This is a genomic window from Acidovorax sp. GW460-11-11-14-LB4, assembly GCF_059423685.1.
This window is the reverse complement of the sequence record NZ_JBWKYJ010000025.1, coordinates 1-24461: the sequence shown is the minus strand read 5'-3', so window position 1 is coordinate 24461 and position 24461 is coordinate 1. Positions and strand designations below refer to the sequence as shown.

Sequence of the window (24461 nt, the reverse complement as noted above, 5' to 3'; positions counted from 1 at the left end):
GCCGTAAACACCGGCGCGGCCCCCGCCATAGACGCCGAGCAAGGGCCGCCCCGCAGCAAGGGTGTCGTCCCCCTGGAGGGGGAAGGCGCGAAGCGACTCAGGGGGTGTTTCATATCAACCCAGCAGAGGTGGGCGACCCAGCGGCCACGGATTGGTGGCGGGCAAGCTCTGCCATACGCGCGCCTGCGGTGCACCGTCGTTGTGCCACGCACCGCGCTCCAGCACTTCGCGCAGGCTGCGGATCTGTTCGGTGTGCCCGCCCAGCGCTTCGTAGTCCGCACGGCGCATGCTGAACTCGATGGGCGCCACGATGGCGGGGGTGGGCACGGTGCCAAAGCTGTTGTCCGGCATGCGCAGCACGTCGGCCATCACGGTGATACCGCCGCCCGGCCATACATAGGCAGGGGCACCGCCACAGGTCACGTTGACCAGCGCGTTCTTGATGGAGCGCGTGAGCAGCACCGGGTTCTCGGTAACCCCTGCGCGCAGGCTGCCGCCGGCTCCGCCAAGGAACAGCACAGACGCCAGCGAAGGCTCGCAGTTCTCGCCGATGCGGTCCACGATGCGGCGCACCTCGGCCGGCATTTCGGCTTCGATCGGATGGAGTTGCTCGTCCAGCACGTACCAGGAGGCATGCTCCCCGGTGGTGGAGGTCATCAACAAGCGCAGCCCCGGCCAGGCCACCGATTCGTCCCAGCCCTCGATGATGGACAGCGGGTCGGCAATGTCGGTGCCGCCCCAGCCGATGCCCGGGTTGGCCACCTGAAAGTAACGGCCCGGTGTGGACTTGCGCCCGCGCATCTGGATGCCGGAAGGCTTCATGTCGAGGCAACGGCCCGCCTGGTGCTCGGTGAGCACGCCGGTGATGTGGTCGTCCACCACCACCACCTCGTCCGCATGGCCGAAGAACTGGCGCGCAAAGATGCCAATGGCCGCAGAGCCGCAGCCCACGCGCATGCGCTGCTCGGCCACACCGTTGACGATGGGCGCACGCCCCGCCTGGATCACGAGCTGCGAGCCGCCGTCGATGGTGAACTCCACCGCCTGCTTGTTGCCCAGCGCCTGCATCATCTCGGCGGTGATGCGGCCTTCCTTCTTGGTGCCACCCGTGAGGTGGTGCACACCGCCCAGCGACAGCATCTGCGAGCCGTACTCTGCCGTGGTCACATGGCCCACCACCTCGCCCTTGCAGCGCACATTGGCCTGCTCGGAGCCGAGGAAGCGGTCGGTGTCGATCTTCACCTTGAAGCTGCAGTAGCTGAAGATGCCCTCGGTGACCACGGTGACCATGTCCACGCCATCGGTTAGGGAACCCACGATGAAGGGCGCCGGCTTGTAGTCGGGGTAGGTGGTGGACGAGCCCACGCCCGTCACGAACACCTCTTCAGACAGCAGCAGATCGCCGTTCCATGTGGGTGCTGGAGCCACCTCCGTCCCTGCACCTTCAGCAGCCTCGGCGCGGCCCGCGAATGGCACCAGCGTGGCCTCGCCCGCGTCCAGCGTCTTGCGCAGCAAAACCACCGGGTCCAGCCGCACCAGCACGCCCGCCTGGTTGGCGTAGCGGTCGCAAGCGCCTGCGCGGCCTTCGGAAATCTGGCACAGCACCGGGCACGCATTGCACTCGACCTTGGCAGCGTTCATGCGCTCGTTGCGCGGCCGGGCGCGCTCGAGCACCTGCGGCAGATCCGGCGCATCCATGCCAGGTAGCCCGTCGGTCTTGGTGTGTTCAGTCATCGTGGCGGCCCATTCATTGCATTGTGGCAAGTGCTTGTACGCGCATTGCATTTTGTGTAGCATTCACTTAACTTAAATGTTGTGAACACTACATTCGATGTCAATGTAGCGGAATCAATCAGACTCTGCAATGGTGTTTTTGCGCCCCCAAAAATGGTGCATGAGGAGCCCCAAAATGACGCACGTTGTGACAGACGCCTGCATTCGGTGCAAGTACACCGACTGCGTCGATGTGTGCCCGGTCGATTGCTTCAAGGAAGGGCCGGAATACCTGGTCATTGACCCGGACGAATGCATCGACTGCGCGGTGTGCATTCCGGAGTGCCCGGCCAACGCCATCTATGCCGAAGACGACCTGCCCGAAGGCATGGAAATCTTTCTGCAGTTCAACAAAAAGCTGGCGCCCACGCTCCCCACAATCACCAAAAGAAAAGCGGCTTTGCCAGATGCGGAACAATGGAGGGTTGTGAGCCACAAGCTTTCAGGCCTGAACATTGCGCTGTAGAGCGCACGGGGCCCTGCTCTTCAGCCAAATTCCTTATTTGCTTCCAACTTTTCCATCTAACGCACCATGAGCGCCTTTCTTGACGAACGCGTCCTGACGGTCCACCACTGGACGGACCGCCTTTTCTCCTTCACCACCACGCGCGACACCGCGCTGCGCTTCTCCAACGGCCATTTCACGATGATTGGCCTGCGCGGCGAAAACGGCAAACCCCTGCTGCGCGCCTACAGCATCGTGAGCCCCAACTACGAAGAGCACCTGGAGTTCCTCTCCATCAAGGTGCCCGACGGCCCGCTGACCTCGCGCCTGCAGCACATCAAGGTGGGCGACACCATCGTGGTCGGCAAGAAGCCCACGGGCACCCTGCTGATCGACTACCTGCTGCCCGCCAAGCGCCTGTACATGCTCTCCACCGGCACGGGCGTGGCCCCGTTCCTGAGCTTGATCCGCGACCCCGAGACTTATGAGAAGTTCGAGGAAGTCATCCTGGTGCACGGCGTGCGCGAGGTGAAGGAGCTGGCCTACCACGACTACATCACACAGGAGCTGCCACAACACGAGTTCCTGGGCGAGATGGTCACCAAGCAGCTCAAGTACTACCCCACCGTGACGCGCGAGCCTTTCAAGCACCAAGGCCGTGTGACCACCGTGATCGAAAACGGCCAGATGGCCCGCGACCTGGGCCTGCCCGCACTCAACCCCACCGAAGATCGCGTGATGATCTGCGGCAGCCCCGAAATGCTGCGCGACCTCAAGCACATGATGGAAGAGCGTGGCTTCAAGGAAGGCAACACCACGAAGCCCGGCGACTTCGTGATCGAGCGCGCGTTCGCAGAGCAGTGATCCCCCGGCGGCCCCCTTACCGGGGGCCCGCCTCATCCACCAGGACCCGCCATGTCTGCCACTCCCACCAAGACCCGGACCGCGTCCCCCCGCGCAGCCTCTGCCCGCAAGACGGGCGTGCGCGAGCAGGCCGCACAGACCACGCGCGACAACATCCTGAAGGCGGCGACCAAGGTGTTCGCCCGCTACGGCTACGAAGGCGGCAGCGTGGAGAAGATCTCCAAGGCGGCCAAGTCCTTCGACCGGATGATCTATTACTACTTCGGCAGCAAGGAAGGCCTGTTCATCGAAGTGCTGGAGGAAACCTACCGGCGCATGAACGACGCGGAATCCAAACTGGACCTGGACACCGCCAAGCCGGTCGAGGCGCTGCAGGCGGTGATCCGCTTTGTGGTGGGCTACTACCGCAAGAACCCCGAGTTCATCACGCTGCTCAACACCGAGAACCTGCACAAGGGCAAGCACATCTCCAAGTCGATGCGCGCCCGCGAATACTCGTCACCCGCCATCGAGGTGATCCGCCGCGTGCTGGAGAGCGGCCAGGCGCAAGGGCTGTTCCGCAAGGACGTGTCGGCGCGCGACGTGTACCTGCTGATCGCCGCCACGGGCTACTTCTACATGTCCAACCGGCACACGCTGTCGGCCTTTCTGGGCGAAGACCTGGAGACGCCCGACGCGCTGGCGCACTGGGAATCGTTTGTCATCGACAGCGTGCTGCGCACAGTGGCACCCGGCCCCAGCCTGCCCAAGGGCAGGGCAGCGGCCTGAATCAACAAGAGATTTTTCCCTGCGGGGTGCCGCGTGGTGCCCCGCCCACCACCCCACAAGGAGAATCCATGGCAGAAGCAGCAGCAGGCGGCAAATCGGGCAAGGTCGTCATCCAGAACATCGGTCTTTTGTTGTCGGGCGACCTGGACAGGCCCATCCTCGACGCCGACACCATCGTGGTGAATGACGGCCTCATCGTGGCCGTGGGCCGCTACAAGGACTGCGATACCGACCACGCCAACACCGTGATCGACGCACGCCAGACCTGTGTGGCGCCGGGCCTGATCGACAGCCATGTGCACCCCGTGTTTGGCGACTGGACGCCGCGCCAGAACCAGATCGGCTGGATCGACTCGACCATGAACGGCGGCGTGACCACCATGGTCTCGGCCGGTGAAGTGCACCTGCCCGGCCGGCCCAAGGACATCGTGGGACTGAAGGCGCTGGCCATCACCGCGCAGCGCTCGTTCGACAACTTCCGCCCCGGCGGCGTGAAGGTGATTGCAGGCGCCCCGGTGATCGAGAAAGGCATGACCGAGCAGGACTTCAAGGACCTGGCCGACGCGGGCGTGACGCTGCTGGGCGAAGTAGGCCTGGGCTCCGTCAAGGCGGGCTACGAGGCCCAGCAGATGGTGGCCTGGGCGCGCAAGCACGGCATCCAGAGCACCATCCACACGGGCGGACCGTCCATCCCAGGCTCGGGCCTGATCGACAAGGACGTGGTGCTGGAGGCCGATGCCGACGTGATCGGCCACATCAATGGCGGCCACACCTCGCTGCCCTGGAAGCATGTGTGCGAGTTGTGCGAGAAGTCGTCGCGCGCCATCGAACTGGTGCACAACGGCAACGAGAAGATCGCCATCCGGGCCGCGCGGGCGGCCATCGAGCTCAAGTGCCCACACCGCGTGATCCTTGGCACCGACGGTCCGGCCGGTTCGGGCGTGCAGCCGCTGGGCATGCTGCGCATGATTGCGCTGATCTCGAGCTTTGCCGACATCCCCGCCGAGCTGGTGTTCTGCTTTGCCACGGGCAATACGGCGCGCATCCGCAACCTGAACTGCGGCCTGATCGAGGTGGGCCGCGCGGCGGACTTTGTGTTCATGGACCGTGCGCAGCACACTGCGGGTGCCACGCTGCTGGAGAGCGTGCAGCTGGGCGACATCCCGGGCATTGGCATGGTGATGATCGACGGCCTGGTGCGCTGTGGACGCAGCCGCAACACGCCGCCTGCGACCGAGATCCCAGTGGTGCTGTAACCCGCCAACCAGCCACCAGCAACCAACAGCGACAAAAACAAAAGCCCGCATTGGCGGGCTCTTGTTTGGAGGGAAGCGACGGGCTCAGTAGGTGTCCGACACCCGCACCGCACCTGGCTGGGGCTGTGGCTGCGCATAGGGGTCTGCCGCCCGGGCCGAGCCGCCCTGGTCCACGCGGAAGCCCTTGCCCTGCAGCACCACGGGCGTGCCCACAGCAGTGGGTTCAGCGCGCTGGAAGTGGCGCAGCGAGCCGTCTTCCATGCGCACCGCCACCTGGTACACCGTGTGGGTGCGGGTGCGCTCTTCGACCTTGTGGCCCACATAACCACCGCCCACGGCACCTAGCACGGTGGCAGCGGTGCGGCCGCTGCCCTTGCCGATCTGGTTGCCCACCACGGCGCCCAGCACACCGCCGGCCACGGCGCCCACGCCCGTGGCGGGGGCAGCTTGTTGAACCGCCTGCACCGATTCGACACGGCCGCAGCTGCGGCACACAGGGGCTGCAGCACGCACGGGCTGGGCAGCGCCCCCGGGGGCCATGCCACCCGCCATGTCACCGGACCGGCCTGCGCTGCCGCCGGTCTGCGGACGGTAGTTTGCTCCGTTATTCATAGCATTCTGGGCAGGTACAACCGGCGCTTGGGCCCGTTTTTCTTCAATGATCTCGGATTCGGGCGTGCGGGGGGCCGCCGCCAGGGCGGCGGGGGCTGTCGCATCGGCTGCCGAGGGCGTGCGGTTTTGCATCACCAGGGTGGCACCCAAGGCCAGCACGCTCACGCCCAGCGCGCCAATGGCCGCCCACATCCATTTCAGAGCCGGTCCGGCGGGGGCTGCAGCGGGTACGGGCGAGGCAGGAGAAGAAACTGTCAGGTTCATGGTCATGTCCTTGTTCATGTCGGAGAAATCCACAGGGGTGGCAGGTAGATGTGCGCTGCATGTCCGCTACGGAATGGAGCCGTGGTGTTTCAACGGCCTGGATGGTGCAAAGGTACACAGCGGGGGGCGCTGCGGTGTGGCCGGTTTGTAAGCGGCAGTAAGCAGCGGTAAACCACCTTGGCCAGCACTTGCGACGCCAGGCCCCGCATATGGGCCCTGCCCGCACGGCCCGGCAGCGCAACGGGCACCATCGCAGCGGCCCGAACGATCCGGGCGCCGCGCTGGCCCCGGCTTGTTGTGCGCTGTTGCCAACATTTACAGCTCCTGCACCCGCGCGCGGGCCGCAGCCGTCCACCGGGCCCAGCCCACCGGTCGGCGTGGCCCGGGGTGCAAGGCCTGCTCCAGCGCCTGCGCACAGCTGGCAGAAAACAGCAGGATGGCCGATGAAAAATAGATCCACATGAGCAGCACCACCAGCGAACCCGCCGCACCATAGGCCGACACCACGGCTGCTGTGGACAGGTACCACGCCAGCAGCTGCTTGCCCACCGTGAACAGTGTGGCCCCCACCACGGCGCCCATCACCAGGTAGCGCAGCGACGGCTTGGGGCCCGCGCCGATGCGCATGAGCCCCACAAACAGGGCCACCGCAAACCCGAAGGCAATGGCTTCGTTGACGACCTGCAGCAACGGTGCCAGGGGCGCCAAGGTGGGCAGGTGTGCCACGGTCAGCCGCTCTCCCGCCCAGCCCGCCAACAGGTGGATCAGCGTGGACAGCGCCAGCGACACCATGAGCAAAAAGCCCAGCGCCAGCACATAAGCCAGCCCCCGCAGCCGCAGCGACGCCATGCGCCACCACGCGGCCCGCTGGGGAGGTGTGTAGCCATCCCGGCGCCACAGCCGCTCCAGCGCCGACTGCAACTCCACAAACACGCCGGTGGCGCCCGAGACCAGCACCACAAACCCGATGGCCGATGCCAGTCGCCCCTCGGACGGGGCCTGGGCGCTGGCCATGGCCTGGCGCACCACATCGGCCACCTGCTGGCCCATCACCGACTGCACCTGGGCGACCAGGCTGCTCTCCAGGTAGCTGCGGTCCACCCACCAGCCCAGCACGCCCACCAGCAACAGCAGCAGGGGCGCCAGGCTCAGCATGCCGTAGAACGACATGGCCGCACTCATGCGCAGCCCATCGGCGTCCAGCCACATCTGCGCGGCGCGCCAGAACGGCTGCACCAGGCGCCACAGGGGCAACAGGGGCTGGGCGATGCGGGCAAGCGAAGTCGCCATCAAGGACGGAGGGGGCGCGGTCATCCCCGCGAGCGTAAGGCCTGGCGGCGGCCCCATCCATCCGCCGCAGCCGCGAGGCGGGGTAGGCGCTGTCCCACACGCACCGTGCCGGATGCATCGCACAGAGTTTCAAAGGTGACAGCACCGGTTTTACACGGTGCCTGGGCAGGGCTAGCATGGGGCGCTGTCGGTTGACTCGACCGCCATTGACACAGCGGCCACCGCCGCCCCAGCCGCACCTCCTCACCCAGCCTGCGGGCCACAAGCCGCCGGGCTGGTCTTGGCATTCACTCAACTCACCCCTCTCTGCACGAAAGCGTTTTTTCCATGAGCGTCAAGCAACTCTTCGATCTCACCGGCCAGGTCGCCCTGGTCACCGGCGGCTCGCGCGGCCTGGGCCTGCAGATGGCCGAGGCCCTGGGCGAAATGGGCGCCAAACTCGCCATCACCGCGCGCAAGGCCGATGAGCTGGCCGAGGCCAAGAAGCACCTGGAGGCGCAGGGCTACGAGGTGCTGACCGTGGTGAACGACCTCCAAAAGACCGAGGACATCCCCGGCCTGGTGGACCAGGTGGTCGAGCGCTTTGGCACCATTGACATCCTGGTCAACAACGCGGGCGCCACCTGGGGCGCCAAGGCCGAGGACTACCCCGACGCCGCCTGGCACAAGGTGATGGACTTGAACGTGAGCGCGCCGTTCTTCCTGTCGCGCGAAGTGGGCAAGCGCTGCATGATCCCGCGCGGCAAGGGCTCGATCATCGTCACGGCCTCGGTGGCCGCGCTCAAGGGCACGCCCCCGGGCATGAACACCATTGCCTACAACACCTCCAAAGCCGCCGCGCTGCACTTTGCGCGCACGCTGGCGTCCGAATGGGGGCACTACGGCGTTCGCGTCAATGCGATCTGCCCCGGCTTCTTCCCCAGCAAGATGGCCAGCGGCCTGATCGAAAAGCTGGGCCCTGCGGTGATCGAGCGCACGCCCCTGCGCCGCATTGGCGGCGAAGAGGACCTCAAGGGCGCGGTGGTGTTCTTGGCGTCCAATGCCTCGCGGCACATCACGGGTGAAAGCATCGTGGTGGACGGTGGTGCCAGTTTGATCTGAGCCCCCTGAGGCGCTGGGCGCCTTCCCCCTCAGGGGGACGACGGCCTTTGCTGCGGGGCGGCCCTTGCTGGCCGTCCCTCGCCTGAGTTGAGCCCTGTTTTGCCCGGCCTGTACCCTGCACGAACCAACCCAGAGTTCCGTCACCATGTCCGACCGCCACCTCGCCCATTGGCCGCCCGGCCTGTCGCGCCACCTCACGCTGCCGCAGACGCATCTGTTCCACAACGCCGAGGTGTCGGCCGCGCGCTACCCGGACAAGCCTTTTCTGGTGTTCTACGACACGCTGGTGACCTTCCGGCAGTTCCAGCAACAGGCGGAGCACATTGCGGGCTTCTTGCAGCAGGTGTGTGGCGTGAAGGCGGGCGACCGGGTGCTGCTGTACATGCAGAACAGCCCGCAGTGGATCCTGGCGTTCTACGGCATCCTGCGCGCCAACGCGGTGGTGGTGCCGGTGAACCCCATGAACCGCACCGACGAGCTGCGCCACTACGTGCACGACAGCGGCGCCACCGTGGCCTTTGTGCCGCAGGACCTGCATGGGCAGGCCCAGCCGCTGGTGGATGCTGCTGGCTGCGAAGGCAAGCTGAAGCACCTCATCGTGGCCGCCTACAGCGACTACCTGCAGGTGCCCACCGACCTGCCCGTGCCCGCGTTCGTCAGCGCTCCGCGCCAGGCCATTGATGCGCCCGGCGTCACGCTGTGGAGCGACATGCTGGCGCAGCAGCGCACCCCGGGCCCCATCACCACCGGGCCGGACGACCTGTGCGTGATGCCCTACACCTCGGGCACCACCGGCCACCCCAAGGGCTGCATGCACACGCACCGCAGCGCGATGAGCACGCTGGTGGGCGGCGTGCAGTGGTTTGCGCGCACGCAGGATTCGACCTACCTCGCGGTGCTGCCGCTGTTCCACGTCACCGGCCTGTCGGGCAGCATGAACGGACCGCTGTTTGTGGGCGCCACCGTGGTCGTGCTGCCGCGCTGGGACCGTGACGCGGCCGCCCAGCTCATCCAGCGCTACCGGGTCACGATCTGGCAGGCCATCTCGACCATGGTGGTGGACTTTCTGGCCAACCCGCGCATCGCCGACTACGACATCAGCAGCATCCAGGCCATGCGCGGCGGCGGCGCGGCCATGCCCAAGGCCGTGGCGCAGCAGCTGAAGGACCTGACCGGGCTCGACTATGTGGAGGGCTACGGCATGTCTGAAACCATGGCCGCCACCCACATCAACCCGCCCCACCGCCCCAAGCCGCAGTGCCTGGGCATTCCGGTGTTCGACGTGGATGCGCGCGTGGTAGACCCGGCCACGTTCGCCGAACTGCCTCCGGGCGAGATTGGCGAGATCGTGGTGCACGGCCCTCAGGTCATGCTGGGCTACTGGAACAACCCGCGGGCCACGGCCGACAGCTTCGTGACACTGGACGACAAGCGTTTTCTGCGCACGGGTGACCTGGCGCAGGTGGACGAGGACGGCTACTTCTTCATGGTGGACCGGCTCAAGCGCATGATCAATGCGTCGGGCTTCAAGGTCTGGCCCGCCGAGGTCGAGGCCATGATGTACGCCCACCCTGCGATCCAGGAGGTGTGCGTGATCGCCGCGCACGACGAGCGCCGGGGCGAGACGGTGAAGGCCCTGGTCGTGCTGCGCGACGCCTTCAAGGGCCAGGTGAGCGAGCAGTCCATCATCGACTGGAGCCACGAACACATGGCCGCCTACAAAAGCCCGCGCATCGTGCAGCTGGTGGACAGCCTGCCCAAGTCCGGCACTGGCAAGGTGCAGTGGCGCGAGCTGCAGGAGCAAGAACGCAGCCGTGCCGCTGGCACGGCGTCCTGAGCCCCATTAACGTCCTACCCCATGCGCTCTCTTTTTGATAGCTTTCAGTGCAATATCCACTAGCGCTACCGGCCCAGATTGCCTCAAAACCCTCCTCCAGCCGCCATGAACCCCTCTGCCCTCGCCCGCCTGCGCTCCGTGCTGCAAACCCATGTGGACCAGGGTCTGCTGCCCGGTGCCGTGGCCCTCATCCACCACCAGGGCCACACCGTGCTGCACACGGCCGTGGGCCACCAGCGCCCGCCCAGCGCCGAGTCGGCGGTGCCCGCGATGGCGCCCGACACGGTGTTCCGCATCTATTCCATGACCAAACCCATCGCCTCGCTGGTGGCGATGATGCTCATGGAAGAAGGCCGCCTGCTGCTCTCGCACCCCGTGTCGCACTACCTGCCCGCGTTTGCCGGCCAGCGCGTTTACGACGAAGCCACCGGCACCACCGCCCCCGTGCAGCGCGAGGCCACGGTGCACGACCTGCTGCGCCACACCGCCGGCCTGAGCTACGCGTGGGAGGCGGGCACCGTGCCCGACGCCTACCGCGCCGCCCGCGTCGGCTCGCGCCGCCACAGCAATGCGGATCTGGTCGCGGCACTGGGCCCCTTACCGCTGGTCCACCAGCCCGGCACCCGCTGGGAATACAGCCGCGCCACCGACGTGCTGGGCGCGGTGCTGGAGGTGATCGAGGGCGAAAGCCTGGGCGCCATCCTGCAGCGCCGCGTGTTCGGCCCGCTGGGCATGCACGACACCGGCTTCTCAGTGCCGGCCGCGCAGCAGCACCGCCTGGCCGAAGCCTTTGAGCGCGACCCGCAGACCGGCATCGGCATGCCGCTGATCGACGTGACCGCGCCGCCCGTGTTCGAGTCGGCCGGTGGCGGGCTGGTCTCCACCGCCAGCGACTACGCGCGCTTCTTGCAGCTCATGCTGGGCCGGGGCACGGCCCCCGGGCCCGATGGCCTTGGCGCCCCTATTCGCCTGCTGGGCCGCGCCACAGTGGACTACATGACCGCCGACCACCTGGGCCGCCTGCCCGTGGCGGGCGACATCCTGCCCACCGGCTACGGTTTTGGCCTGGGCGTGGCCGTGCGCACCGCCGCGGGGCAGGCCACCCGCCCCGGATCGGCCGGGCACTACAGCTGGAGCGGCCTGGGCGGCACCTTCTTTTTTGTGGACCCCGCGGAAGACCTGTTCGCCATCCTGCTCACGCAGGCGCCCGGCCAGCTGCGGTATCTGTGCGAGCTGTACCCGGCGCTGGTGTATGCGGCACTGTGATTAGCCCCCCCTGAGCGGCTTTGCCGCTTCCCCCCGCTCGCGCGCTGCGCGCGGGCGGGGGGGGCGGCGCCAGTTGCAAAGGCTACGCTCTACGCCCGGCGCCAGAGGGGCAGGCTTACACTCAGCGTCCAGTTACGGCACGCAACACAGCCCCATCCGCAGTACGCTGGCCCTCCCCCAGACCTCTTTTTTGAACCTATGCAGATTCGCTGCGCACTGGTCGGCATGCCCGGCTCGGGCAAATCCACCGTTGGCCGGCAACTGGCCCACCGGGCGGGTGTGCCCTTCATCGACCTGGACCACCGGCTGGAGCAGACCCTGGGCTCCACCATTCGCAGCTTCTTCGAGGCCGAGGGTGAGGCCCGCTTCCGTGACATCGAATCCCAGGTGCTGGCCGACGTGGCCCAGCAGCCCGGCGGCATGGTCCTCTCCACCGGCGGCGGCGCCGTGCTGCGCCCCGAGAACCGCGAGGTGCTGCGCCAGTTCGGCAACGTGCTGTACCTGCGCGCCTCGCCCGAAGAAATCTTCAAGCGCGTCAAACACGACAAGACCCGCCCCCTGCTGCAAGGCGGTAACCCCATGGACAAGCTGCGCGACCTCTACGCCCAGCGCGACCACCTGTACCGCGAGACCGCCCACTACGTGATCGAGACCGGGCGGCCTTCGGTGCACACGCTGGTCAACATGGTGATGATGCAGCTGGAGATGGCGGAGAGCGCGGGTGGGACGGGGTCGCGCTGAAGGGCAAGACAATGCGCGGCTCCAAGCACGGTTAAAGACCTATCGGTTCAGACAACCAACGGCAGACAACGGCCAGGAGCGGACATCGCGCATGAACCTCATTCTCGAAAACTCTAGGCGAATTCCGTGGTTCACAGACGTGGGCGCGACCTTCTCGGCTATGGGAGTGGACCCGCGGGCATACGATTGGTATGTGAGCGACGTGGAGACTAGTGCGCCGTTCCCAGTCCTCAACAAAGGAAATCTCTGGGTGACGGGTGAAGATCTTGCGAAGGCCTTGCTTGGAGAGCCAACGCAGTTTATGTGGGGGGTGTTCAGCGCATTCCCACCCGGAGTACGTGTTGCCGTGGAAAAGGCGCCGAGTGCTGACGGAAACCCCGCCTTTTGGAGGTCGCCGGACGTCCGTCCGCAGCTTCCCGGCGCGTGCTTTGAGGTTGTTTGCTGGGATTCCTCTGCCACGCTCTTAGTAGGCGTGTCTCAAGAGCAAGCCTATAGGTATTTGCGAACCCACCCTGAAGCGCTGCCGCTGTCGTCTACTTGGACAACTGGAGGTTGACGCTTAGTCGGCTCTGGGCCCATTCCAGCCCAATCTCAAAGAGCTATTCGACACCGCACAAACTGCCAAAATCTCGGCTCCATCCCGCTCAGCCCGATCATCCTGCGGTTCCCAACAGGAGCACCCCATGTCCCCCAAAACCACCCTCTGCCTCTGGTTCAACGGCACGGCGCTGGAGGCGGCGACGTTCTACGCAGCCACCTTTCCCGACAGCGCCGTGGGGCGGGTGATGCATGCGCCCGGCGACTACCCCGCAGGCCAGCAGGGTGACGTACTGACGGTCGAGTTCACGGTGCTGGGCATCCCGTGCCTGGGGCTGAATGGCGGCCCGGCCTTCACGCACAGCGAGGCGTTTTCGTTCCAGATCGCGACGGACGATCAGGCTGAAACCGACCGGCTGTGGAACGCGATTGTGGGGAACGGCGGGCAGGAGAGCGCCTGCGGCTGGTGCAAGGACCGGTGGGGGCTGTCGTGGCAAATTACGCCACGGGTGCTGACGCAGGCCATCAACGATCCGGACCGCGCGGCTGCCAAGCGGGCCTTTGACGCGATGATGGCCATGCGCAAGATTGATGTGGCGGCAATTGAGGCGGCGTGGCGTGGGTGATGGCGGTGCCGCAGATTTTTCACTTTGTGTGGTGAATTTTTGACTCAAAACCCTGTCTTGAGCCTGTTCAGCAATCTTTTTTAGCTATTTATTCAATAGCGCTTTATCTGCTGCGCCCCATCACCGGCGCATGCAGCGCCATCAACCCCGCCACCCATTCGATAAACACCCGCACTTTGGCGCTCACATGCCGCTGGGGTGGGTAGGCCACGTACAGCGGCATCGGCTCCAGCGTCCAGTCCTGCAGCAGGGGCACCAGCTCGCCAGCCGCCACGTGAGGGCGGGCCATGTAGTCGGGCAGCCAGAGCACGCCCAGGCCCGCCAGGCCTGCGGCCAGGTAGGCGTTGCCGTCGTCCACAGCGCAGATATCGTGGCCTTGGGCGCGCACATGTTCGGTGCCGCGGCGCATCTCGAAAGGCAGAGGCTGGCCGGTGCGCGCCCACAGAAAACCCACGGTGCGGTGGTGCGGGCCTTCCAGCGCCTGCGGGTGCTCGGGCGTGCCCGCGCGCAGCAGGTAGCTGGGGGCGGCGTACACGCGCAATTGCAGATCGCCCACATGGCGTGCGACGAGCGCCGGGTTGGTGAGGGCGCCACCGCGCACCACGCAGTCCACGTTGTCGCCCACCATGTCCACCGTGCGGTCGCTCACGCCCATGTGGATAAGGATGTCGGGGTACTGCGCGTGGAACGCGGGCAGCGCGGGGATGAGGACCAGGCGCGCAAGGGGGCTGGGCACGTCCACCCGCAGGCGGCCCCGGGGCGCGGCGGCGGCGCTGGAAACGCTGGCATCGGCATCGTCCAGGTCGGCCAGCAGGCGCACCACGCGCTCATAGTAGGCAGCACCATCGGGCGTGACCTGCACGCGCCGGGTGGTGCGGTGCAGGAGCTTCACGCGCAGGCGCGCTTCGAGCTGCTGCACCAGCTGCGTGACGGTGGTGCGGCTCAGGTGCAGGGTGAGGGCAGCCTTGGTGAAGCTGCCGGATTCCACAACGCGGGCAAAGGCCTGCAGGGCGTCAAAACGGTCCATGGCGTACAGGTAGTTGAGGCATGCAGAAGGGACGGCAAGCCCGCCATTGTTTGGCGATCAGGAACAGTGGTGCGCAGATTAGCCGGTTTATCGAAACAACGCGCGCTCTTACAGTGGCTGCATCGCAACCATATGCCCTGCAGAACGAAAGGAATCCCATGCCCCACCGTGATGTTGTCTTCCCCGCAGGCCGCCAGGCGCTGTACGAGCGCAACCGCTATTCGCCCGCCGTGCGCGCCAACGGCTTCTTGTTTGTCTCGGGCCAGGTGGGCAGCCGCGAGGACGGCTCGCCCGAGCCCGACCTGGCCGCGCAGGTGCGCCTGGCGTTCAGCAACCTCAACGCCGTGCTGCACGCTGCAGGCTGCACGTTTGATGACGTGGTGGACGTGACGATGTTCGTGGTCAACCCGGAGGCGAACTTCGAGACCGTCTGGGGCGTCGTGCCCGAGTTCTGGGGGGAGGCGCCCTACCCCACGCTCACCGGCATCGGGGTGACCTGGCTGTACGGGTTCCAGTTCGAGATCAAGGTGATCGCGAAGCTGCCTGGATACAAGGGCTGATGGGCCGGAACACTTGAATCAAACAGGCTTCCAGCGATTACCGAACAAGCGCCGGAAGCTATTCAATTCATAGCATCACAGGTTCGGCGCCAGCAGCCGCTCCAGCACCTTCTCGTCCATGCCCCGGCGCTGGGCCATATCGTGCAGTTGGTCTTCGCCAATCTTGCCGACGTTGAAGTACACGCTGTCGGGGTGGCCGATGTAGAAGCCGCTCACGCTGGCGGCGGGCATCATGGCCAGGCTTTCGGTGAGCGACATGCCGATCTCGCCAGCCTGCAGCACGCGGAACAGGTCGGTCTTGGCGCTGTGGTCGGGGCAGGCGGGGTAGCCGGGCGCGGGGCGGATGCCCTGGTACTTCTCGGCAATCATGTCGTCGTTACTCAGCGCTTCACCGGCAGCGTAGCCCCACAGGTCGGTGCGCACGCGGTGGTGCAGAGCTTCGGCAAAGGCTTCGGCCAAGCGGTCGGCCAGGCTCTTGAACATGATGGCGGAGTAGTCGTCCAGCGCGTCGATGAAGGCCTTTTCCTTCTTCTCGATGCCCAGGCCCGCCGTCACGGCAAACATACCGGCGTAGTCGGCAATGCCGCTTTCCTTGGGCGCCACAAAGTCGGCCAGGCAGCGGCTGGGGCGAGTCACGCCGTCGATGGTATGTTTCTCGGCCTGCTGGCGCAGGCCGTACCAGGTCATGGCCACTTCGGTGCGGGTGTCGTCGGTATAGAACTCGATGTCGTCATCGTTCACGCTGTTGGCGGGCAGCAGGGCCATCACGCCGCTGGCCGTGAGCCACCGGCCTTCGATGATCTTCTTGAGCATGGCCTGCCCATCGGCAAACACGCGCGTGGCTTCCACGCCCACGATCTCGTCGGTGAGGATGGCGGGGTACGGGCCGGCCAGGTCCCAGGTCTGGAAGAACGGGCCCCAGTCGATGTACTTGGCCAGCTCGCCCAGGTCGAAGTTCTTGAACACGCGGCGGCCCAGCGCGCGGGGCACAGCGGGTTGGTAGGCCGACCAGTCCACGGGCGTCTTGTTGGCGCGGATCTTGGCCAAGGGCCACAGGGGAGTGGCCTTTTTGTTGGCGTGCTGGGTGCGCACCTTGTCGTAGTCGGCGTTCAGCTCATCCACGTAGCTCTGCACGCCGTCGCCCAGCAGGCTTTGCGCCACGCTCACGCTGCGGGACGCATCGGGCACGTAGACCACAGGGCCTTCGTAATGCGGAGCGATCTTGACGGCGGTGTGCACGCGGCTGGTGGTGGCGCCACCGATGAGCAGCGGGATCTTCTTGATGCGGAAGTGGTCGTCCTTCTGCATCTCGCCGGCCACGTACTGCATCTCTTCGAGGCTGGGGGTGATCAGGCCCGACAGGCCCACGATGTCGGCCCCCTCGACCTTGGCGCGCGCCAAAATCTCGTGGCAGGGCACCATCACGCCCATGTTCACCACCTCAAAGTTGTTGCACTGCAGGACCACGGTGACGATGTTCTTGCCGATATCGTGCACATCGCCTTTCACGGTGGCGATGATGATCTTGCCCTTGCTGCGCACATCGCGCCCGGCCAGTTCGTCCTGGCGCTTTTCTTCTTCGATGTAGGGGATCAGGTGGGCCACGGCCTGCTTCATCACGCGCGCGCTTTTCACCACCTGGGGCAGGAACATCTTGCCCGCGCCGAACAGATCGCCCACCACGTTCATGCCGTCCATGAGCGGGCCTTCGATCACGTGCAGCGGGCGCCCACCCTTGGCCAGGATGGCGCGGTAGGCCTCTTCAGTGTCTTCGGTGATGAAGTCGGTGATGCCATGCACCAGCGCGTGCGACAGGCGCTCGCCCACGGTCTTGGGGTGCTCGGGCGTTCCGCGCCATTCGAGCTTCTTGCTCTCGTCCTTGGCGCCGCTCTTGGCGGTTTCGGCGATCTCCACCAGGCGCTCACCCGCGTCGGGGCGGCGGTTGAGCACCACGTCTTCCACACGCTCACGCAGCACGGGCTCCAGGTCGTCGTACACGCCCACCATGCCCGCGTTGACGATGCCCATGTCCATGCCCGCCTGTATGGCGTGGTACAGGAACACCGTGTGGATGGCCTCGCGCACCGGGTCGTTGCCGCGGAAGCTGAACGACACATTCGACACACCGCCCGACACCTTGGCGCCCGGCAGGTTCTGCTTGATCCAGCGCACGGCCTCGATGAAGTCGACCGCGTAGTTGTTGTGCTCCTCGATACCGGTGGCCACCGCAAAGATGTTGGGGTCGAAGATGATGTCCTCGGGCGGAAAGCCCACCTCATCGACCAGCACGCGGTAGGCACGTTCGCAGATCTCGATCTTGCGCGCGTAGGTGTCGGCCTGGCCCACTTCGTCAAACGCCATCACCACGGCCGCAGCGCCATAGCGCTTGACCAGCCGCGCCTCGTGCTTGAACTTCTCCACGCCCTCTTTCATGCTGATGGAGTTGACGATGCCCTTGCCCTGGATGCAGCGCAGACCGGCTTCGATCACCTCCCACTTGGAGGAGTCCACCATGATGGGCACGCGCGCGATGTCAGGCTCGGAGGCGATCAGCTGCAGGAAGCGCACCATGGCGGCCTTGCTGTCGAGCATGGCCTCGTCCATGTTGATGTCGATGACCTGGGCGCCGTTTTCCACCTGCTGGCGCGCCACGGCCAGGGCCTCTTCGTACTGGCCGTTGAGGATCATGCGCGCAAACGCCTTGGAGCCGGTGACGTTGGTGCGCTCGCCGATGTTGACGAACAGCGTGCCCTCGCCGATGGAGACGGGCTCCAGGCCGGACAGCTTCATGGGGGGCAGGGACGGGGCAGACGCGGACATAGGACTCACCTGTGCAGGGGCAGCAGAAAAACAGGTGAGCGTCGTTGCGGTGGGGCTTGAATAGCTTTTGGGTACCCAAGCCTGACGGCCCCGTCGTGTGAGAGGCCGCTGCAACGCTCCTTGGGCAGATGCGGATTTTACCGGGTGATACCGGCTGGCGTTCGCCGCATCAGCGCACAGGCAGGAATTGCAAAAAGGTGCCGCCCACAATGCCTTGCACGTAACTGATGGCGGCGCGGCGGTACTTTTCGGTGGTGAACGCGGCCAGCAGGTCCAGCCGCGCGATGATCTTGCCGAACTCGCGCTCAAAGCTCAGGTTGCGGCCCAGCTGGCCGATCTCGTCGGCCAGCAGCAGCGGCTGGCCCTGGGCGTTGCGGCGCTGCGCCAGCAGCCACACGGCGGTCTCGACGTTGCGCGCGGCGTTGTAGAGGTGCTGGGCGTCCACGCCGTCGAGCAAGAAGAACTCGGTCTTGCCGCCGTGGGCCGTGATGACCATGTCGGCCGTGGCGTGAATGAAGGCCGCCACGCGGTCGCCCGCAAATTCGGGTGCCAGGGCCAGCGCCATGGCGGCGATGTCGCGGCGGCCCTGCAGTGGGGCCCAGGGCTGGCGCTGCAGCACGGCGGTGCGCAGCTGCTCCAGCGCCTGTTCGCGGCTGGTGGCAGCGCCCTTGCGCCATTCGGCAGGGTTGCGGCGGTAGAGCTTGTCGGCCAGGCGCAGCAGGCCGTCCAGGTTCTCCTGCATGGCCAGGGTGGCCATGCGGTTGGCATCGGACTGGGCCAGTTCGGCGGCATGGGTGGGTGCACCCTTCACCTCGCCGCGCGGGGTGGGGGCGTTGCTGGCACAGCCTGCCAGCACGCAGCAGGCCGCCACGCCGGCCCACCGACCCCGCAACCCCCGCAGCAGCAATAAAAACGGCCCTCGCATGGGGCCGATTATGGGTGGCGGCTTAGCGCCCCAGCCCGCCGGCGAACGGCGGTTGACATTGTTTGAAGAAGCGCGCTCGAGGCTGTTGTTACTACGCTGCCATGGCCGATGCGGGCAGGCCGAACAGGTGGTCAAACACCCAGTTGAAGACAAAGGTGTAGCAAAGGAAGAACACGATGAGCCCCAGGTCCATCACGAACGCGTGCCACAGGCTCACGCCAAACCACCAGGCAAACAGCGGCACCAGCGTGAACACCAGGCCGCCCTCAAACCCGATGGCGTGCGCCACGCGCCGCGCCACGCTGCGCCCGCGCACGGGCTGGCGTGCCTCCCAGCGCTCGAACGCCCAGTTGAAGACGATGTTCCAGACGATGGCGATCACCGAGGCTGCCACCGCCACCACGCTCGAATGCCCCGCGCCCTGGCCCGTGAGCAGCGCCAGGCCCACCGTGGCGGCGCCAATGGCGATCAGCTCGTACAGGGTCACGTAGATCACGCGGCGCTTGACGCCTTGCAGGCCAAAAAGAGTGGGAGTCTTGTCCATGGCCAGTACTTTATATTCGCCACACTGACATATAAAGTCAGCTTATTTCAGTTTTACTGATAGATAAAACCACCATGGCCTTCAACTCTGACAGCGTGCAGGTGTTTCTGACCGTGCTCGACCACGGCTCGTTCTCGGCCGCCGCGCGGGCCTTGTCGCGTGTGCCGTCGGCCGTGAGCATGACCATTGCGCACCTGGAGGCCGAGTTGGATGTGCAGCTGTTTGACCGCAGCGGGCGCGAGCCCCGGCCCACCGCCGCCGCCCGCGCGCTGGAGCCCCAGGCCCGGCTGCTGGCGGGACAGCTGCAGCAGCTCAACGCCCAGGCGCTGGCGCTCACCCAGGGGCTGGAGGAGCGGCTCACGCTGGCCATTGCGCCCGAGCTGCTGGCCTCGCGCTGGACGGAGGCGCTGGCGGCACTGGCGCAAGAACACCCGCTGCTGCAGATCGAGGTGCTGGCCGCGCCGCAGGTGGATGCGCTGGCGCTGCTGCACAGCGGCCGCGCGCAGCTGGCGCTGGTGTTCGAGCGGCCCAGCATCGACGGGCGCGAGGGCTTTCAGGAAGTGGGCACAGAAACCCTGGTAGCGGTGATGGCGCCGCAGCACCCGGTGCTGGTGGCCGCCCGCGCCGCCGCCCAAGCGCGCGGCGCACCATCAGAAGACGCCATGCTGCGCGAAGAGCACCTGACCACCACGCGCCAGATCGTGGTGGCCAGCCGCGACCTGGCACAGACCGACCCGCGCTTTGTGTTTGCCCGCCACCACTGGCGCACCGACAACCACCTGGCCGCGCTGGGCCTCATCGAAGCCGGCCTGGGCTGGGGCTGGCAGCCGCGCGCGCTGGTGCAGTCGCGCATCGAGGCAGGGCGGCTGGTGGAAATGCCGTTCGAGAACCTGAGCAACGGCACCGCGCTGTGGGTGGACGTGGTGTGGTCCAAGGAGCGGCCCCTGGGCCTGGGCGCTGCTCGGTTTGTGGCGCTGATGCGGGACCAGCGGGCGCTGGAGACCGAGCTGGCGTGATTTATGGCCCTTTTGGGCGGTAGCGCTAGTCGATCATGCCGTAACAGCTATCAAATTCATAGCATTTTTTTGGACAATGGGTCCGGGGTATTCACGGCACTCGCCGTCCTCGGGCACCCACAGGCGGTGCGCCCACCCGCCGCGCTGCGCCAGGGCGCGCACCTGGGCGCGGGTGGTGGGGCAATGGTCCAGGGCCTCCAGGTGGTTGACCACCACCGCGCCGGTCGTCAGCGCGGCAGCCTGTGCGACCTCGGCGGCGCCCATCAGGATGTCTGCGCCCAGGTCGAACCGGGCGCCACCGGCAGGCAGCACGGCCACACCGGGCCGCAGGTGCTGCAGGCAGTCGCGCACCGGGGGCGTCAGCACCGTGTCGCCCGCCAAGTACACGCTGGGCTCGCCCGGCAGCTCCAGCAGGTAGCCGTGACCGTGCTCCATGAAGCGCGCCACCCAGCCCCGGCCGTGGGTGCAAGCCACGGGCGTGACCTGCCCGCCCAGCGCAAAGGGCTGGCGGCCCTCGCCCGCCAGCGGAAGCACCTGCAGGCCGCGCTGCGCCAGGTAGGCGGCGTCGTGCGGCATGCACAGGACGGGAATCTGGCGCTCCCGCAAAAACTGCTTGCCCGCGCGGTCCAGGTGGTCAAAGTGCCCACGCTGGCAATGGGTGATGAGCGTGTGGGTCACGCGCTGCAGCGCCGTGTCGGCCTCGGCGGGCAAATCCACCAGGGGGTTGCGCTGGCGCCGGGTGCCCAGGTAGCGCAGCGCGGGCAGGCTGCCCCGGGGCGCGAGCATGGGGTCCACCAGCAGGCCGACCGGGCGGCCCGCGTGCTGAAACTCGAGCAGAACGGTGGCGTTGCGTAGTTGGGTGATGAGCATGGGGGGCTTTCAGTGGGAAGGGGTGTTGCCATTGTTGAAAAGCAGGCCTCCCCTGAAAATGGCGCAGATTGACAATTTCTTGCGCTTTTGTGCCACCCATGGTTTCTCCGTCCTCTGCACCCCAGCCGCCTTTGCGCGTGGCGCTGCTGCTCTACCCGGGCTGCATGCCCGCCGGCCTGTTTGCTGCGGCGGACATGGCACGCGCCGCCAACCTGCGCGCGCAGGCCAGCTTGATGGACATGTGCTGGGTGGGGGTGGACCTGCTGCCGGTGCCCACCTGGCAAGGCCCCGCGCTGGCCCCCACCGTGGCGCTGCAGCATGCCGAGGCCGATGTGGTGCTGGTGCCGGGCCTGTGGCTCTCGTCGCCCGACCAGCTGCAGGGGCCGCTGCAGCAGCTGGCCCCGGTGGTACAGGCCTTGCGCGCGCTACCCCGGCGCACCCAGCTGTGGAGCTACTGCGCGGGCGTGGTGCTGGCGGCTGCCAGCGGGCGGCTGCGCGGCCAGGGCGCCACAGCCACCTGGTGGTTGCGTGCGGCGCTGGAGCAGCAGTTTGCGCCGGTGGACTGGCGCTTTGACGAGCCGCTGGTGGCCGGCCCCATTGCCACCACGGCCGCCGGGGCCAACGGCTATCTGCCGCTGATGCTGCACGCGCTGTCCGCCCGCCTGCCGCCCCAGGCATTGACCGACCTGCAGGAGCTGCTGATGCTGCCCCGCCCCCGCACGGCGCACCCCGCATTTGCCGGGCATGACCTGATGACGCTGGCCGACGCCGACCTGCGCCGCGCCATGCTGTGGGTGCAGCGCAGCCCCGCCACCGATCTGCGACTGCCTGCGCTGGCCCAGGCGCTGGGCCTCTCGCCCCGCACGCTCGCGCGGCGGGTGCAGGCCCACACGGGCCTGACGGCGGCCTTGTGGATGCGCCGCATCAAGCTGCGCCAGGCCAGCGAGGCGCTGTGCGACACGCCGCTGCCGCTCAAGCGCATTGCCGAAGACCTGGGCTTTGCCAGCGAGGCCGGGCTGCACCGCACGTTCCGCCAGGCCACGGGGCAGACGCCGCTGGCCTACCGCATGGCACATGGCGCATGGGGCGCGCTGAGCGGCTCCTGCGGCCAGTTTCAAGCCTAACAGCCCTCAAGCGCTAGTGAATCATGCGCCAATAGCTATGATTTTGGTAGCGTCTGAATTTTGAAAGAAGAGGTTACTGCGCCCGCGCCGCTGACGTACGATGGCCCATCGAGGAGCCCGCATGAACCACCCGTTTCACAGCAGCAACAAAGACGTGGCCCAGCGCTGGTCGCAATGGCAGCCGGACGCGCCGCAGCATGACGATGACAAGCGGCCCGACGGCCAGCCCGAGCGGCGCAAGGCCGGAAAACACCGCCGCACGGTGGCGCTCAAGGACTTTGATCCGTCGGCCAAGCCGTTTTCGCTGGGCGACAAGCTCAAGGACAAGGCCGCCACCGAGTCGATTGCGCAGGAGCTGGACACGCTGCAGAACCTGTTCTACGCCGACAAGCGCTACAAGCTGCTGGTGATCCTGCAGGGCACGGACACGGCCGGCAAGGACGGCACCATCCGGGGCGTGTTTGGCCGCATGAGCGCGCTGGGCGTGCACGCCGTGGGCTGGAGCGCCCCCACCGAGGCCGAACGTGCCCACGACTACCTGTGGCGCATCCACCAGAAGGTGCCCGGCGCGGGCGAGATCACGGTGTTCAACCGCAGCCACTACGAGGACGTGCTGGTGCCCGCCGTGAACGGATGGATCACCCCCGAGCAGCACCACCAGCGCTTTGGCCACATCAACGACTTCGAGCGCATGCTCACGCACACCGGCACCATCGTGCTCAAGTTCATGCTGCACATCAGCGCTGACGAGCAGCGTGAACGCCTGCAGGAGCGCCTGGACGACCCGGCCAAGCACTGGAAGTTCTCGATGAGCGACATCGAGGCACGCAAGCAGTGGAGCCAGTACCAGAAGGCCTACGAAATGCTGCTGGCCGCCACGCACACGCCCTGGGCGCCGTGGACCATCGTGCCTGCCAACTCCAAGACACACCGCAACCTGATGATCGCCACGCTGGTGCGCGAAGTGCTCACCGGCCTGGACCTGCGCTACCCGCCGGGCGACCCGGCGCTGCAGAAGATCCGCATCGAATAGGGCCCGCACCGCTGCGGGCACGGCAGCGGGCGGCGCAAAGACAGGCTGCGCATGCCATCACTGGCCCGGCGGGCATTCGGGGATGCGGCCCCAGGCGTCGCCGCAGAAGTTCTGCCGTGTGCGGGTGAGGCAGCTTGCGCGCGACAGCTCGTTGCTCATGGCCGCACACTGGGCCAGCGCACCGCGCAAGCGGGCCAGGCTGTCGCCGGGCGACGGCGCGGGCGCTGCGGGCGGCGTCCACGGTGCATTGTCGGCCGGTGCCACCGTGCGTGGCTTGCCGGTGGCAGGCAGCGATGCCGCATCGGCCACGCGGGGCGCGGTGACAGGCGTGAAAGGCGGCGCAGAGGCCGCAGATGCCGCAGATGCAGACGACGGTGCAGCAGCAGCGGTACTGTCTGGTGCGGACGCAGCGGCTGCCGGGCGTGCGCGTTCGGATTCAATGATTTCCTCCACCGGCTCGGGGCGGGCAGGTGCAGACTCCGCAGTGCCCGCGGTGCCGGGCACTGCGGCGGGGGCTGCGACGTCCGCGCCGTGCTGCGGGGGCGGCACGGCATCGGGCTGACCCAGCAGGTACCAGGCCGCGGCGCCCGCAACCACCAGCAGGGCCACTGCGGCGCCTGCGTAGGCCATGGCCGGTCGCTGGCGCGCCGGGCCCGCAGCAGGGTGCTCGTCGTCATCGAACACAAACTCCATCGGCGCCGGGGCAGCGGGGGTGGCGAGGTTGGCCTCTGCCGCCAGGGGGTGGGCGCACTTCACGCACCAACGCGCCGTAGGGTGGTTGGGCGCCTGGCACTGCGGGCAGGCGGTGTAGGTCACGCTCATGGGATTTCCCTCTCTTTTTTCATGGTCCCGGCGGTCCGGTGTGCGTCCGGTGTGCGTCCGGTGTGTGCCCGGTGCAGCGCCTGGTTCTGCGCCGGGCTGGCCGAGTCTAGGCGCAACGGGCCGCCCGGCAAGGTCCGGGCCCACGGGCCGCTACCCCGCCGGTAGATTGCCGCACTGCAGCATGGGATGGGGTTACGCCGAACTATGCATCAAATGCATAACCCACAAACACACCGGCCTTGGACAGTGCCCGGGCCGAGGCATAAGCTTCGCAGTCTGAACTGATCCCACAAGGAAATTCACCATGTCAAACCCCGTCGGCGCCCCCGCCGCACAATCC

Annotated in this window: 22 protein-coding genes and 1 riboswitch; of the genes, 13 read left to right on the top strand and 9 right to left on the bottom strand. The window is 66.8% G+C overall.

Features of this window, described 5'->3' with window-relative positions:
* Window positions 1-114: 114 nt before the first annotated feature.
* On the bottom strand, window positions 115-1734 hold the full coding sequence (locus tag AC07X4_RS11445; protein ID WP_494740127.1) for a 6-hydroxynicotinate reductase: 1620 nt from the start codon (window positions 1732-1734) through the stop codon (window positions 115-117).
* 175 nt (window positions 1735-1909) lie between these two features.
* On the opposite strand from AC07X4_RS11445, the gene fdxA reads away from it, so the two are divergent.
* The 4 genes from fdxA (at window position 1910) to AC07X4_RS11425 (ending at window position 5106) form a co-directional block, all read left to right on the top strand.
* On the top strand, window positions 1910-2239 hold the full coding sequence (fdxA, locus tag AC07X4_RS11440; protein WP_056057161.1) for a ferredoxin FdxA: 330 nt from the start codon (window positions 1910-1912) through the stop codon (window positions 2237-2239).
* A 66-nt stretch (window positions 2240-2305) separates the two neighbouring features.
* A complete protein-coding gene (locus AC07X4_RS11435) occupies window positions 2306-3082 on the top strand; it encodes a ferredoxin--NADP reductase (RefSeq protein ID WP_056742273.1) in 777 nt (258 codons plus the stop codon).
* 51 nt (window positions 3083-3133) lie between these two features.
* Entirely contained in the window at window positions 3134-3850 is a 717-nt protein-coding gene (locus tag AC07X4_RS11430) for a TetR/AcrR family transcriptional regulator (RefSeq protein WP_056742275.1), read from the top strand.
* A gap of 68 nt (window positions 3851-3918) precedes the next feature.
* Window positions 3919-5106 (top strand): amidohydrolase family protein, encoded by a 1188-nt coding sequence (locus AC07X4_RS11425; RefSeq protein ID WP_494740126.1) that lies wholly within the window; start codon window positions 3919-3921, stop codon window positions 5104-5106.
* A gap of 84 nt (window positions 5107-5190) precedes the next feature.
* On the opposite strand, the gene AC07X4_RS11420 is transcribed toward AC07X4_RS11425, so the two are convergent.
* Together AC07X4_RS11420 and AC07X4_RS11415 are read right to left on the bottom strand one after the other, a co-directional pair.
* On the bottom strand, window positions 5191-5982 hold the full coding sequence (locus AC07X4_RS11420) for an outer membrane lipoprotein (protein WP_056057725.1): 792 nt from the start codon (window positions 5980-5982) through the stop codon (window positions 5191-5193).
* Between the two features lie 315 nt (window positions 5983-6297).
* A complete protein-coding gene (locus AC07X4_RS11415) occupies window positions 6298-7272 on the bottom strand; it encodes a YihY/virulence factor BrkB family protein (protein WP_109790948.1) in 975 nt (324 codons plus the stop codon).
* Window positions 7273-7599: 327 nt separating this feature from the next.
* Here AC07X4_RS11415 and AC07X4_RS11410 point away from each other — a divergent pair, with 327 nt between their 5' ends.
* From AC07X4_RS11410 to AC07X4_RS11390, 5 genes are all read left to right on the top strand, one after another.
* Entirely contained in the window at window positions 7600-8373 is a 774-nt protein-coding gene (locus AC07X4_RS11410) for an SDR family oxidoreductase (RefSeq protein ID WP_494740125.1), read from the top strand.
* A 145-nt stretch (window positions 8374-8518) separates the two neighbouring features.
* Window positions 8519-10210 carry a long-chain fatty acid--CoA ligase gene (locus tag AC07X4_RS11405; RefSeq protein WP_494740124.1) on the top strand — a complete coding sequence of 564 codons (1692 nt, stop codon included), beginning with the start codon at window positions 8519-8521 and terminating at the stop codon, window positions 10208-10210.
* 105 nt (window positions 10211-10315) lie between these two features.
* Window positions 10316-11476: a serine hydrolase domain-containing protein gene (locus AC07X4_RS11400; protein WP_494740123.1), complete on the top strand. Its 1161-nt coding sequence runs from the start codon at window positions 10316-10318 to the stop codon at window positions 11474-11476.
* Window positions 11477-11674: 198 nt separating this feature from the next.
* Window positions 11675-12217, top strand: a complete 543-nt coding sequence (locus AC07X4_RS11395; RefSeq protein ID WP_494740122.1) for a shikimate kinase — start codon at window positions 11675-11677, stop codon at window positions 12215-12217.
* 683 nt (window positions 12218-12900) lie between these two features.
* Window positions 12901-13380: a VOC family protein gene (locus AC07X4_RS11390; protein WP_494740121.1), complete on the top strand. Its 480-nt coding sequence runs from the start codon at window positions 12901-12903 to the stop codon at window positions 13378-13380.
* Between the two features lie 103 nt (window positions 13381-13483).
* Here AC07X4_RS11390 and AC07X4_RS11385 read toward each other — a convergent pair whose 3' ends face one another.
* Complete coding sequence (locus tag AC07X4_RS11385) at window positions 13484-14407, bottom strand: LysR family transcriptional regulator (protein WP_494740120.1); 924 nt, start codon at window positions 14405-14407, stop codon at window positions 13484-13486.
* Between the two features lie 158 nt (window positions 14408-14565).
* On the opposite strand from AC07X4_RS11385, the gene AC07X4_RS11380 reads away from it, so the two are divergent.
* Window positions 14566-14967: a RidA family protein gene (locus AC07X4_RS11380; protein WP_056057135.1), complete on the top strand. Its 402-nt coding sequence runs from the start codon at window positions 14566-14568 to the stop codon at window positions 14965-14967.
* A gap of 75 nt (window positions 14968-15042) precedes the next feature.
* Here the strand turns inward: AC07X4_RS11380 and metH are convergent, their stop codons facing one another.
* From metH to AC07X4_RS11365, 3 genes are all read right to left on the bottom strand, one after another.
* Window positions 15043-17796 (bottom strand): methionine synthase, encoded by a 2754-nt coding sequence (gene metH / locus AC07X4_RS11375; RefSeq protein ID WP_494740119.1) that lies wholly within the window; start codon window positions 17794-17796, stop codon window positions 15043-15045.
* A 20-nt stretch (window positions 17797-17816) separates the two neighbouring features.
* A riboswitch (S-adenosyl-L-homocysteine riboswitch) is annotated at window positions 17817-17915 on the bottom strand.
* Between the two features lie 41 nt (window positions 17916-17956).
* Window positions 17957-18712 carry a hypothetical protein gene (locus AC07X4_RS11370; RefSeq protein WP_494740118.1) on the bottom strand — a complete coding sequence of 252 codons (756 nt, stop codon included), beginning with the start codon at window positions 18710-18712 and terminating at the stop codon, window positions 17957-17959.
* Between the two features lie 91 nt (window positions 18713-18803).
* On the bottom strand, window positions 18804-19256 hold the full coding sequence (locus AC07X4_RS11365; protein ID WP_199737442.1) for a PACE efflux transporter: 453 nt from the start codon (window positions 19254-19256) through the stop codon (window positions 18804-18806).
* Window positions 19257-19330: 74 nt separating this feature from the next.
* Here AC07X4_RS11365 and AC07X4_RS11360 point away from each other — a divergent pair, with 74 nt between their 5' ends.
* The gene (locus AC07X4_RS11360) at window positions 19331-20272 is read left to right on the top strand and encodes a LysR family transcriptional regulator (RefSeq protein WP_099731568.1); all 942 of its coding nucleotides are present in this window, start codon (window positions 19331-19333) and stop codon (window positions 20270-20272) included.
* 33 nt (window positions 20273-20305) lie between these two features.
* Here the strand turns inward: AC07X4_RS11360 and AC07X4_RS11355 are convergent, their stop codons facing one another.
* On the bottom strand, window positions 20306-21142 hold the full coding sequence (locus tag AC07X4_RS11355) for an MBL fold metallo-hydrolase (protein WP_494740117.1): 837 nt from the start codon (window positions 21140-21142) through the stop codon (window positions 20306-20308).
* Window positions 21143-21240: 98 nt separating this feature from the next.
* On the opposite strand from AC07X4_RS11355, the gene AC07X4_RS11350 reads away from it, so the two are divergent.
* Together AC07X4_RS11350 and AC07X4_RS11345 are read left to right on the top strand one after the other, a co-directional pair.
* Window positions 21241-22266 (top strand): GlxA family transcriptional regulator, encoded by a 1026-nt coding sequence (locus AC07X4_RS11350; protein ID WP_494740116.1) that lies wholly within the window; start codon window positions 21241-21243, stop codon window positions 22264-22266.
* 121 nt (window positions 22267-22387) lie between these two features.
* Complete coding sequence (locus tag AC07X4_RS11345) at window positions 22388-23299, top strand: PPK2 family polyphosphate kinase (RefSeq protein ID WP_494740115.1); 912 nt, start codon at window positions 22388-22390, stop codon at window positions 23297-23299.
* A 57-nt stretch (window positions 23300-23356) separates the two neighbouring features.
* Here the strand turns inward: AC07X4_RS11345 and AC07X4_RS11340 are convergent, their stop codons facing one another.
* On the bottom strand, window positions 23357-24121 hold the full coding sequence (locus AC07X4_RS11340; protein ID WP_494740114.1) for a hypothetical protein: 765 nt from the start codon (window positions 24119-24121) through the stop codon (window positions 23357-23359).
* Between the last annotated feature and the right edge of the window lie 340 nt (window positions 24122-24461).